The organism is Thalassovita taeanensis (assembly GCF_900110775.1).
GTDB lineage: Bacteria > Pseudomonadota > Alphaproteobacteria > Rhodobacterales > Rhodobacteraceae > Litorimicrobium > Litorimicrobium taeanense.
Genome location: NZ_FOEP01000006.1, coordinates 31,536 through 43,188, shown reverse-complemented (window position 1 = coordinate 43,188; position 11,653 = coordinate 31,536). Strand labels below are relative to the sequence as shown.

At 62.2% G+C, this 11,653-nt stretch carries 13 protein-coding genes; 7 read left to right on the top strand and 6 right to left on the bottom strand.

Translation table 11 applies throughout. The features are described 5' to 3' along the window. Nucleotides 1-10: 10 nt before the first annotated feature. The 3 genes from BSF79_RS09940 to BSF79_RS09930 all read right to left on the bottom strand — a co-directional run bounded on the left by BSF79_RS09940 (nucleotide 11) and on the right by BSF79_RS09930 (nucleotide 2,815). Nucleotides 11-1,129, bottom strand: coding sequence for a hypothetical protein (locus BSF79_RS09940; RefSeq protein WP_090269913.1), 1,119 nt, complete (start codon nucleotides 1,127-1,129; stop codon nucleotides 11-13). A 37-nt stretch (nucleotides 1,130-1,166) separates the two neighbouring features. Continuing rightward, on the bottom strand, nucleotides 1,167-2,243 hold the full coding sequence (locus BSF79_RS09935; protein ID WP_090269751.1) for a hypothetical protein: 1,077 nt from the start codon (nucleotides 2,241-2,243) through the stop codon (nucleotides 1,167-1,169). Between the two features lie 125 nt (nucleotides 2,244-2,368). Then, entirely contained in the window at nucleotides 2,369-2,815 is a 447-nt protein-coding gene (locus tag BSF79_RS09930; RefSeq protein WP_090269912.1) for a MarR family winged helix-turn-helix transcriptional regulator, read from the bottom strand. A 123-nt stretch (nucleotides 2,816-2,938) separates the two neighbouring features. Here BSF79_RS09930 and BSF79_RS09925 point away from each other — a divergent pair, with 123 nt between their 5' ends. The 4 genes from BSF79_RS09925 to BSF79_RS09910 all read left to right on the top strand — a co-directional run bounded on the left by BSF79_RS09925 (nucleotide 2,939) and on the right by BSF79_RS09910 (nucleotide 5,522). Then, nucleotides 2,939-3,361: an organic hydroperoxide resistance protein gene (locus tag BSF79_RS09925; protein WP_090269750.1), complete on the top strand. Its 423-nt coding sequence runs from the start codon at nucleotides 2,939-2,941 to the stop codon at nucleotides 3,359-3,361. Between the two features lie 103 nt (nucleotides 3,362-3,464). Next, nucleotides 3,465-3,782 (top strand): ArsR/SmtB family transcription factor, encoded by a 318-nt coding sequence (locus BSF79_RS09920; protein WP_090269749.1) that lies wholly within the window; start codon nucleotides 3,465-3,467, stop codon nucleotides 3,780-3,782. Nucleotides 3,783-3,847: 65 nt separating this feature from the next. Further along, on the top strand, nucleotides 3,848-4,891 hold the full coding sequence (locus tag BSF79_RS09915; RefSeq protein WP_090269748.1) for a permease: 1,044 nt from the start codon (nucleotides 3,848-3,850) through the stop codon (nucleotides 4,889-4,891). A gap of 289 nt (nucleotides 4,892-5,180) precedes the next feature. Continuing rightward, nucleotides 5,181-5,522 (top strand): cupin domain-containing protein, encoded by a 342-nt coding sequence (locus BSF79_RS09910; protein WP_090269747.1) that lies wholly within the window; start codon nucleotides 5,181-5,183, stop codon nucleotides 5,520-5,522. A 176-nt stretch (nucleotides 5,523-5,698) separates the two neighbouring features. Here BSF79_RS09910 and BSF79_RS09905 read toward each other — a convergent pair whose 3' ends face one another. Then, nucleotides 5,699-6,907: an aminopeptidase P family protein gene (locus BSF79_RS09905; protein ID WP_090269911.1), complete on the bottom strand. Its 1,209-nt coding sequence runs from the start codon at nucleotides 6,905-6,907 to the stop codon at nucleotides 5,699-5,701. Nucleotides 6,908-7,061: 154 nt separating this feature from the next. On the opposite strand from BSF79_RS09905, the gene BSF79_RS09900 reads away from it, so the two are divergent. Beyond that, nucleotides 7,062-8,063: a P1 family peptidase gene (locus BSF79_RS09900; RefSeq protein ID WP_090269746.1), complete on the top strand. Its 1,002-nt coding sequence runs from the start codon at nucleotides 7,062-7,064 to the stop codon at nucleotides 8,061-8,063. A gap of 34 nt (nucleotides 8,064-8,097) precedes the next feature. Here BSF79_RS09900 and BSF79_RS09895 read toward each other — a convergent pair whose 3' ends face one another. Further along, entirely contained in the window at nucleotides 8,098-8,892 is a 795-nt protein-coding gene (locus BSF79_RS09895) for an alpha/beta hydrolase (RefSeq protein WP_090269745.1), read from the bottom strand. Between the two features lie 82 nt (nucleotides 8,893-8,974). Here BSF79_RS09895 and BSF79_RS09890 point away from each other — a divergent pair, with 82 nt between their 5' ends. Continuing rightward, complete coding sequence (locus BSF79_RS09890) at nucleotides 8,975-10,453, top strand: NAD-dependent succinate-semialdehyde dehydrogenase (protein WP_090269744.1); 1,479 nt, start codon at nucleotides 8,975-8,977, stop codon at nucleotides 10,451-10,453. An 83-nt stretch (nucleotides 10,454-10,536) separates the two neighbouring features. Here BSF79_RS09890 and efp read toward each other — a convergent pair whose 3' ends face one another. After that, complete coding sequence (gene efp, locus BSF79_RS09885) at nucleotides 10,537-11,100, bottom strand: elongation factor P (protein ID WP_090269743.1); 564 nt, start codon at nucleotides 11,098-11,100, stop codon at nucleotides 10,537-10,539. 215 nt (nucleotides 11,101-11,315) lie between these two features. Between efp and BSF79_RS09880 the strand changes: the two genes are divergently transcribed. Next, complete coding sequence (locus BSF79_RS09880) at nucleotides 11,316-11,636, top strand: DUF6280 family protein (protein WP_008228933.1); 321 nt, start codon at nucleotides 11,316-11,318, stop codon at nucleotides 11,634-11,636. The last annotated feature ends 17 nt before the right edge of the window (nucleotides 11,637-11,653 follow it).

The following is an 11,653-nucleotide window of genomic DNA, read 5'->3' as shown; positions in this document are numbered from 1 at the left end:
CAATACGGGCTCAATACCGCAGCACCCGCCCGCTGGGGCTGACGACAAATTTTCGCACGCTGGCAAACCCCGGCGGGTTCTTCTCGGCCAGCACCTGATAGGGGCGCTCGGGCAAGATGATACTGCGCTCGGTCCGCGTCGCCCCCGTGTCCACGCCGCGCCCGCCAAACGGGTCCAGCGCGTAAACCTCGCGCTCGGCGGTGGAAAACCACCCAACCCGCGCCTCGGTCACCTGTTCGCTTTCCAGCTCCTCGATGGTCCAGGCCATCGCCCAGTCCTGCCCCGGCACCCCGCCCGCCTCGGCCAGAACCTCGCGCAGCGGGCCGCTCTGGCGGGTAAACGAATGCGAATACATCGGCCCAAGGTGCACCCGCCGCACCCGCTTGGGGTGCAGATCGTTGAACTGCTCGTCAAACCCTTTGGCAATCGTCACCAGCTTCAGCCCCGCCAGCGATTGCCCCATCAGATGCGCCTGCACCTCCGGCCAGCGCCGCTCGTCGTTGGGCAGGGCGGTGCGGTTGCTGTCCTCGACCTCCATCATATAGATCACCGGCAGGTTGACCTGACTGTCATAGACCGCCCAATGCACCAGATACCTGCGCCGCGGCTCTACCCCGCTCAGCCACTGCACCCGCGGATCATTGCGCGCCCAGAACAAAGCGCCCTTCAGCAATTCCTCGTAATACAGCCGCTGCGACAGCGCGAATTGCAGCTTGGTCGGCAGCTCCTGATCGCCGACGATCTTGGCCACCATCTGCTGCTTCAGCGCCTCTGGCCCCGGCATGCCATCAAGATGCTGGCGCGCCTGCATCGCGTCATTGGCCATCACCAGCAACTCGTTGAACACCGGAAAACCGCTGTCGACCGTATCAATCGCCAGAGATCCGAAAAACTGCCCGGTGTCGCGCCCGACCAGCAGGTATTTCATGCTCAGCGCCCGAAAGGTGAACCCGATCGACACCATATAGCGCGTCAGGATCTCGACCTCTTCGGCGCTCAACTGCCCCTCGGCCTTCATCTGCGCCGCGACCCCGGCCAGATGCCGGGTGATCACGTCGAATTTTCGGAAATACCGACGGCTGGCAAAGGTATCGCTCAGCCCCACATGGTCGCGATCAAGCTCCGACATCATTGGCCTTTCTCAGCGCACTCCGCCGCATGAGGGATCACTCCCCGTACAGGTTCTTGTCGTGCTTCTCGACGATCTTCTGGAACCGCCGCGCGAAACGCTCGTCGGCTTTGGCCTTGGCCTCCAGAACCTCGCGCGCGAACACCATGTGCTCTTCGTGCTTTTCCATCATGTCGGCCATGCGCTGGTTGGTCGCCGTGCCGATTGCCGCCATCGCGGCTTGTGCTTCCTTGTCGGTCTGCACGCCGATCTCGTTGATCCGGTGCGCCACATCCTGCTGCTGCGCCGTCTTCAGCGATTTGCTCAGCGCGTCATACAGCACCACTCGCTGCTTGGTGTCGGTCTGCAACTTGTTGATCAGAACCATCTGCGTCGCCGCCTGATTTTGCAGACTGTCGATCCAGGTCTTGCCCTTCTCGATATACCGCTCCAGCGTCTGCGACTTGGCCAGCTTGACCTGCTCGTCCTGGACCAGCGCGTTATATTGCGCGTTCAACCCGGCCAGTTCAGTTTCCAGCTTGGTACGTGCCGCGGCGTCCTGCTGCACGCTGATCTGGTTTTCCAGATCGATGATCTTGGGGTCCATCGCCATGATCTGCGCGCGCACGGTTTCCAGATCACCGACGGTGAATTCCCGCTCGTCCAGCGTCTCGGTCAGATTGACCTCAACCTTGCCCTTTTGCTCGTTCAGCGTCGACAGCTGGCTTTCCAGCAGCTTGGTGATGATATCGGACTTGCCGATCAGATCCTGCAATTTGTCATCAATGCTGGCCGTGCGCATCCGCTCCTGCCGCATCGCTTCCGATTTGCCCCGGCTGAACACCCCGACAAAGCTTTCCCAGCCCGTCTTGGTCCGCATCTCGTCGAAATCCTTGGAAAACGCGGCCGTCACATCATCCAGCCCCATGATCAGCTCGGCGATGTTGGCGGTCATCACTTCGGTATGCGCGTGCACATCATCCAGCGTGGCGTTTTCGATGTCGATCATCGCATCGTCGCCGACCTTCATCTTCTCGCGCGCGGTTTCGATCCGGCCGGTCAATTCGGCGATCTTGGCCTGCGCCTGCGCGACCTGTTTCTGAGATTCCATTACCTGAGCATCAAAAGCCGCCATCACGCACTCCCTTTCTCGTCAATACCTTAAGGTCAATATGGGGAATGTAACGATGATTTACATCCCCCGGTAATCCGATTTCCTAAAGTTTTGCAAATGCCGCCTGCAATTGAAAGGACTAACCGCTAACAGGCGCTGTCGCCGCGCGCCAAAAGCGCCTTGCGCAAATCGGCGATCTGCTGGCGCAGCGCCTCGATCTGCTCGAACTCCAGCCCCGTCGCCTGCCCCGCGCACACCGGCACATGCGCTGCCTGCGCTTCCAGCGCACGGCCCCGATCAGTCAAGGACACCCGCACCCGGCGCTCATCCTCAGCGTCGCGCTGGCGCTGCACCAACCCGGCCTGCTCCATCCGCTTGATCAACGGCGTCAGCGTACTTGATTCCAGTTCAAGCGCCGCGCCGATCTCGCTCACGCTTTGGCCGTCACGCCCCCACAGCGCCACCATCACCAGATACTGCGGATAGGTCAGCCCAAGCGGTTCCAGCAGTGGCTTGTACAGCTTGTTGAACGCGTGCGAGGCGGCATAGACCTCGAAACACAAAAGATGCTCAAGCCCGATTTTCTGCGTCATGTCTGTGCCCTTTGTCATTCCCGCAATTTAAATCGCACACGATTCAATCGCAAGGCTCTTGACGAATCTCTTCTTTCGGGACTTATATCGTGCACGACCCAATCGCAAACAAAGGATTATCACATGCCCTCGCAACTCATCTATCAGACCTCCGCCACCGCCACCGGAGGCCGCGACGGCGCCGCCACCCTGTCGGACAGCGATGTCAGCTTCCGCCTTGTGGCCCCCAAGCAGCCCGGCGCCCCCGCCGATGGCGTCAATCCCGAACAGCTGTTTGCCGCAGGCTATGCCGCGTGCTTCCTGTCGGCGCTGAAACACGTGGCCCAAGCGCAGAAGGTCAAACTCCCGGCCGAGGCAAGCACCACCACCACCGTCGGCATCGGCCCGCGCGACGAAGGCGGCTTTGGCCTTGAGGTCAGCATCGAAGTGTCGCTTCCCGGTGTTGATGCCGGGACCGCGCAGGCGCTGGTCGATACCGCGCATCAGGTCTGCCCCTATTCCAACGCCACGCGCGGCGGGCTGTCGATCACGCCCACACTGGCCTGATCGGCAAACGGCGGCGGGCCCACCCCGCCGCCTCCTGCTCAAAAACCGGACCGGCGCACACGTGCGGGATTGACACAACCATAAAACCGGTTATGTTTGGACTATGAGCACCGCAACCCCAACCGCCCGCGCCCTTGCTGCCCTTGGTCATGATGCCCGCCTTGGCGTGTTTCGCCTCTTGGTCAAGGCTGGCGAAGATGGCCTGACCGTCAGCGAGATCGGGCAGCATATGGGGCTGGCCGCCTCGACCTTGGCGCATCACCTGCGCGCGCTGGTCGATGCCGGGCTGGTGGTGCAGGAAAAACGGGGCCGCGAGGTTCTGAACCGTGTCGACTATGACCAGATGCGCCGCGTGCTGAATTTCCTGACCTCCGAATGCTGCGCGGGCGTCACCCTTGAAGAAACGCAAACCGCCGCGTGACACTGACCGCCGCGTGAAACAGGATTTTTCGCGCCCAAACACAACCATATAACCGGGTATTTAGAATGACAGATATTCCCCTCCCCCCGCACCCAAACCTGCTGCACCACATTTGGAAAACCCAGCGGGTCTGGCTCACCTCCGCCGCCATCCTTGCCGTCGTCGCCGTGGCCTCGCCGGAACAGGCCGCGGCCAGCGCGGGCTTCACCCTGCGCGCGCTGTGGCACACCGCGCCGTTTTTGCTGCTGTCCATCGCCATCGCGGCTTGGGCCGGGGCGACCGGCGCCGACAGCCTGATCGCGCGCGCTTTCACCGGGTCGCCACTGCTGATGATCGGGCTTGCGGCACTGGCGGGCGGGCTGTCGCCGTTCTGCTCGTGCGGGGTGATCCCTCTGATCGCGGCGCTGCTCAGCATGGGCGTGCCGCTGTCCGCCGTCATGGCCTTCTGGCTGGCCTCACCGATCATGGACCCGTCGATGTTCGTGCTGACCTCGGGCGTGCTGGGGGCCGAATTTGCGCTGGCCAAAACGCTTGCCGCCGTCGGGCTTGGCATCGCGGGCGGCCTGACCGTGCTGGTGCTGTCGCGCAGTGGAGCTCTCAGCGCCCCGTTGCGCGACGGCATCGGCAACGGCGGCTGCGGCGCCGCATCTGTGCGGTCGCCCAAGCCCGTGGTCTGGCAGTTCTGGCACGACCCCGAGCGCCGGGCGAAATTCGCCCGCGAGGCCCGCAAAACCACACTGTTTCTGGCGCAGTGGCTGGTGCTGGCCTTCCTGCTGGAAAGCCTGATGCTGGCGCTGGTCCCGGCCCAGGTCATCACCTCGCTGCTGGGCGGCACCGGCATCGGCCCAATCGCCCTTGCCACCCTCGTCGGCGTGCCCGCGTATCTGAACGGCTATGCTGCGCTGCCGCTTGTCGGTGGGCTGATTGAACAGGGCATGGCACCGGGGGCCGGGCTGGCGTTTCTGGTTGCAGGCGGCGTCACCTCGCTGCCCGCCGCCATCGCCGTCTGGGCGCTGGTCCGGCCCAAGGTTTTTGCGCTCTATATCGCGCTGTCGCTGTCCGGCGCATTTGCCTGCGGCCTGCTGTTTCAGGCCTGGAGCACAGCCTAACCCACGCCCCGCAATCCACCACCTTTCCCGCGCGGCACAGCCAAGCGGGAAAGGGCATCCCGACCATGAGTAGGCCAGCGTGCCCCCCTACGCAGATGCGCCGGGTGTCTCGGCCTCATCCATCATCGCAACGGCGCAATCATCGGCGCCGCTCCGGCAGCGTATCAGCCGTCCCGCAAGGTCAGTGTGCCTGCCAGGCGACAACAACGTCATGAGGGCACGCACCGCTGGACGCCTGAGCGCGGATATGTCTTTATCACCCACACATCTCCTGCATTGCCGAGGGCCTATGTCGTCCAACCTGATCCCCGTTTCCGCCTCTGTCGCCCCCGAAACCGAGCGCCCCGCGCCGGATCGGCTGATCTCGGGCGACCCGGTCTTCACCACCTGGAACTTGGAAGAGCGCGAGGGGCTGTATTGCGGCATCTGGCAATCCACCCCCGGCAAATGGCGAATCCAGTACGATGAATGGGAATACTGCCACATCCTGTCGGGCACCTCGGTCCTGACCGAAGACGGCGGCACCGCCAGAACCGTCACCGCGGGCGACAGCTTCATCCTGCGCCCCGGCTTTTCCGGCACATGGGAGGTGCTTGAAACCACCACCAAGGATTACGTGATCCGGCTCTGACCCACCGCAGCTTCCACCACCGCAAAGGTCATGCGTTTCAGACCTGCCTACCACCACAGCCCGATTGCGCAAAGGCGACCGATCCCGCCGCCTTTGCCCCGTTATTGCGGCCACGCGTGCCGAGAAAATACCGACAGAATACCGACGTGATACCGACGTGATACCGCAGCCCGGTTTTACCCCACCACGTTGAACTCAGGCCCGTAAGGATAGCCGGTGATATTCTCGTTTCCGCCCTCGGTAATCACCAGAATATCGTGCTCGCGGTATCCCCCCGCCCCCGGCAAATCCTGCCCGAGCGTCAGCATCGGTTCCATGCTGATCACCATGCCGGGCTCCAGCACCGTGTCGATATCCTCGCGCAATTCCAGCCCGGCCTCGCGGCCATAAAAATGGCTCAGAACCCCGAACGAATGACCATAGCCGAAGGTCCGGTATTGCAGCAAATCGCGCTCTTCAAAGAAGGCGTTGATCTTATGCGTCACTTCCGAACAACTGGCCCCCGGCACCAAAAGCGACATGCCATATTCATGCGCCGCGACGTTCGCTTCCCAGATTTTCAGGCTGGCCGCATCGACCTCGCCCACGAACATCGTGCGCTCCAATGCTGTGTAATAGCCTGAAATCATGGGGAAAGTGTTCAAGCTCAGAATATCGCCGCGCTGCAACTCCCGCCCCGTGACCGGGTTGTGCGCCCCGTCGGTATTCAGCCCCGATTGGAACCAGACCCAAGTGTCGCGGTATTCCGCATCCGGGAAGCGCTTGGCGATCTCGGCCTCCATCGCGTCGCGCCCGGCCATCGCCACGTCGATCTCGCGCGCGCCCGCACGCACCGCCGCGTGGATGGCATAGCCGCCCGCATCGGCCACCTGCGCTCCCTGTCGGATCAGCGCGATCTCGGCGGGTGATTTCATCATCCGCTGCCGCATGGTGGCCTCGCTCACGCTCTCGGTGCGGCTGGGACTCAGGAACGCCTCCAGCTTGGCCATCGCCTGAAGCGTCAGATGATCCTCCTCAAACCCGATCGCAGCGCCTTCGCCCGTTACCGACCGCACCGCCCGCCAGAAGTTATCCCGCTGCCAGTCGGTATAGGTGATGTTGTCGCCAAAGCTGCGCCGCCACGGCTGCCCCGCGTCAATCCCTGCCGAAATTGTCACACATTCCGAAGGGGTTACAACCAACCCATAGGGCCTACCAAAGCTGCAATACAAGAACCCGCTATAGTAGGCGATGTTGTGCATCGAGGTGAAAACCGCCGCATCCAGCCCGCGATCCGCCATACTGGCGCGCAGCCCGGACAGCCGCGCCTCATACTCTGCGGCGGCAAACGGAAGGATGGCTTTTTCACCATTGTGGAAGCGATACATTTCAGGACGTGAAGTCATTTGACCCTCCTTGAACAGAAAGGTCCCGGCGTTCAGGACGGAAAACAGGCACATGCGCAACAACATGTGGCGACGCCATCGCCTTGCCTGTTTCCTCACCTTGCTCATGCGGCGCGATCTGGCAAGATGGTATTAACTTTTTTGGGAAATTATCATGGCACTTGCACCAAAACCGGGCTCTTTAAATCTGATCACCGATATCGCCGGGCTGCGCGTCGGCAACGCGCAGGACGACACGATCAAAACCGGCGTCACCGTCCTGCTGGGCGATGCGCCGTTTACCGCCGGGGTGCATGTGATGGGCGGCGCGCCCGGAAGCCGCGAAACCGACCTGCTGGCCCCCGACAAAACGGTCGAGCAGGTGGATGCGCTGGTGCTGTCCGGCGGTTCGGCCTTTGGGCTGGACGCCCCGTCTGGCGTGGCCGATGCGTTGCGCGCGCAGGGGCGCGGTTTTGTCGTTGGCGATCAACGCGTGCCGATCGTGCCCGGTGCGATCCTGTTCGACCTGATCAACGGCGGCGACAAAAACTGGGCCGAAAATCCCTATAAGTCCCTTGGTGCGCAGGCGCTTGCCAATGCGTCGCACAGCTTCGGCCTTGGCTCTGTCGGGGCGGGCACCGGGGCCACCACCGCCAATTTCAAAGGCGGCCTTGGCTCGGCCTCGATCACCCTGCCCTCGGGTCACACCGTTGGCGCACTGGTGGCGGTCAACGCCCTCGGCTCGGCCACGGTCGGCGACGGGCCACATTTCTGGGCCGCCCCGTTTGAGGTGGAGACCGAGTTCGGCGCGCGTGGCCCCGCCAGCACCTATCCCGATCCGCATATCCCGCCCACCAAACTGGCCGCGCATGCAAATACCACCATCGGCATCGTCGCCACCGATGCGGTGCTGACGCAAGCGCAATGCACCCGCATGGCCACCGCCGCCCATGATGGTTTTGCCCGCGCGCTGGTGCCCGCGCATACCCCGATGGATGGCGACCTGATCTTCTCTGCCGCCACGGGCACCAAACCCCTGACCAACCCCATCGCTGATACGCTCTATATCGGTCACGCCGCAGCCACGGTCATGGCCCGCGCCATCGCCCGCGCGATATACAACGCGCGCCCCGCCACAAGCGACGCACAGCCCTGCTGGTCAGACCGCCACGGCTGATTTCATCCCGCGCAGCACATCCACCCGCTGGGGATCACCCCGCCAGCAGGCGGATCATCATCGGATTATTGCGATCCGACAGGCCTTCAATCACATCGAAATGATGCCGCCCCGCCTCGACCACACAGCGCGCGCCCCAGGCATCCGCCAGCGCCTGCGCCTGATCCAGAAAGGCCGGGCGCTCGTCTCCGCCGACCCAGACCGTGACCTCCACGCCCGGCAAAGGCTGCATCAGGGCCGGGCTTTCGGCCCCCGCTGCGTCTTCGTCCAGCCCGAATTGCGCATTCATCGAGGTGCGCAGCAACGGTCGCAAATCCGCCACCGGCGAGATCGGCATGACCCGCGTCACCCGCGCGGCCACGGCCTCGGGCAACACACCCGGCACCGCCATCCGCGCCACAAGATGCCCGCCCGCCGAATGCCCCGCCAACACCAGCGGCCCCGCCACCATGCTGGCCGCCACCGGCACCATCCGGGCAATCTGCGCCGTGATCGCGGCAATCGTCACCTGCGGGCACAGATCATACGACGGCATCGCCACCGCCCACCCGCGCTCTAACGCGCCAGCCGCAAGATGCGACCAATATGACTTGTCAAACCGCAGCCAATATCCGCCATGCACAAATATCAGCAGCCCCTTGGCCAAGCCTTCGGGGCGGAACAGGTCAAACCGTTGACGCGCACTGTCGCCATAAGGGATGTCCAGATCGGCCAGCCCCTGCTCAATCATCCCCTCGCGGAACGCCGCCGCAGTGGCCGCCCAGCGATCAGGATAGGCCGCGCTGCCCTCGATATGGGCCGCATTGGCATAGGCATCGTCCAGCTCCACGGCAGTCTCCTTCAGTCTAGCTCTGGACAAGAGTAACGCCAGATGATTTCCCTTGGCGAGAGAAAAACCGGAGGAACGCCCCATGCTGGACGCAAAAACAGATTTGAAGTCGCTACTGAAAGACCCCTCTCTGCTGGCTGATCGGGCCTATGTCGATGGCGACTGGGTGGATGGTGACGAAAGCGCGACCTTCGAGGTGACAAACCCCGCGCGCGGCGATGTGATCGCCAATGTCGCCGACCTCAGCCGCGCGCAGGTGGCCCATGCCATCGCCACGGCCGCCACGGCCCAGAAAGAATGGGCGAAATACACCGGCAAGGAACGCGCCGCGATCCTGCGCCGCTGGTTCGATCTGATGATGGAAAATCAGGATGATCTGGCCACCATCCTGACCGCCGAACAGGGCAAACCTCACGCCGAGGCCAAGGGCGAGATCGCCTATGGCGCCTCGTTCATCGAGTTTTTCGGCGAAGAGGCCAAGCGGATCTATGGCGAGACGATCCCCGGCCACCAGCGTGACAAGCGCATTACCGTCATCAAGCAACCGATCGGCGTTGCCGCCTCGATCACGCCGTGGAACTTTCCCACCGCGATGATCACCCGCAAGGCCGCCCCCGCGCTGGCCGCAGGTTGCGCCTTTGTCGCCCGCCCGTCCGAGCTGACGCCGCTGTCTGCACTGGCACTTGGCGTGCTGGCCGAACGCGCGGGCCTGCCCAAGGGCGTACTGTCGATCGTCACGACCACCAATGCCTCCGACACCGGCAAGGAGTTCTGCGAGAACCCTACCGTGCGCAAGCTGACCTTCACCGGATCAACCAACGTCGGCCGGATCCTGCTGCGCCAAGCCGCCGATCAGGTGATGAAATGCTCGATGGAGCTGGGCGGCAACGCGCCGTTCATCGTGTTCGATGACGCCGACCTTGATGCCGCCGTCGAAGGCGCGATCATGTGCAAGTTCCGCAACAATGGTCAGACCTGCGTCTGCGCCAACCGGATTTATGTCCAGGCAGGCGTTTACGATGCCTTCGCGGCCAAGCTGAAAGCCGCTGTTGAGAAGATGAAAGTCGGCGATGGCTTGGAACCCGGTACTGATCTGGGGCCGCTGATCAACAGCGCCGCGATCAAAAAGGTTCAGGAGCATGTGGCGGATGCCACCGCCAAAGGCGGCAAAGTCATCCTTGGCGGTGGGGCGCAGCAAGGCCCTGGCACCTATCTTTCGCCGACAATCATGACCGGCATGACCCGCGACATGATCGTTTCGACCGAGGAAACCTTTGGCCCCTTCGCGCCCCTGTTCAAATTCACGGATGAGGACGAGGTCATCGAGCTGGCCAATGATACGATCTTTGGTCTGGCATCATATTTCTACGCCAAGGATCTCAGCCGGGTCTACAAAGTGGCCGAGGCGCTGGAATATGGCATCGTCGGCGTCAACACCGGCATCATCTCGACCGAGGTGGCACCGTTTGGCGGCGTCAAGCAATCCGGCCTTGGCCGCGAAGGCAGCCATCACGGCATCGAGGATTACCTTGAAATGAAATATATCTGCATGTCGGTCTGATCTGACACGCCCAAAAACCAAAAGGGTGCGCTTTGCAGCGCACCCTTTTTCGTATCACACGATCATAACGTCACGTCATGCGCTCAGGCGCGCTCGGCGTATTCCATTGTCTCGGTGTTCACCACGATCAGCTCGTCCTGCCCCACGAAGGGCGGCACCATGACCTTGACGCCATTGTCCAGAATCGCGGGTTTGAAGCTGTTGGCAGCCGTCTGACCTTTTACAACCGGCTCGGTCTCGGCGATCTTGCAGGTCACTTTCTGCGGCAAAGTCGCGTTCAGCGCCTCGCTTTCGTAAAACTCGATGTGGATGGTCATGCCGTCCTGCAAGAATGGGCGACGCTCGCCCAACAGGTCGGCAGGCAGTTCGACCTGCTCATAGGTTTCGGTGTCCATAAAAACCAACATTCCATCGGTTTCATACAGAAATTGCTGATCTTTCTGGTCCAGACGCACGCGCTCGACCTTGTCCGCGCTGCGGAACCGCTCGTTCAACTTCGAGCCGTTGCGCAGGTTTTTCATCTCGACCTGAGCAAAAGCGCCGCCCTTGCCGGGCTTGACGTGATCGACCTTGACCGCGACCCACAGATGGCCGTCGTGTTCAAGCACGTTACCGGGGCGAATTTCGTTTCCGTTAATTTTGGGCATTGGGCAAAACCATGGCAAAAGGTTGATTGATCTTTGTGCAACCCTATATCTGGCGTTCACCCCCGTGGCAAGAAGACGAGATGTCGTGTCGGATATGCGGAAGTTATGCGAAATTTGCATGAAAGCTATGCGTAATTGCTCTATCCGAATCGAACTCAATCAGTCATAAGCAGCGCCACGCCCGAAAACGCAAGAGCAATAATCAAGGACGAATCATGAAAGATTTCGTTGACGGCACTGCCTTCAATAATGAGCAAGGCAACCGTGCACGCAAACTGTTCGCAGCCGTTGTGTTGGCTGCACTCGACGATGCAATCGCCGATGATAAGAAATATGGCAACGGCCCCGAGCAGATCGCACGCTGGGCCCGGTCCCGCGATGGCCGCGAGGTTCTGTCCTGCGCTGGTATCGACCCCAACGAGCGGGTTGTGACCGGTCTGATGGATTTCGTCGGTAAAGGTGTGCGCACCTCCGTCGCGCTGTCGCGCGAAGAAAGCGAACGCCGCAACGCCGCTCAGCAAGCCGAAGCAGCCTAGACTCCTGCCCTTCTCGA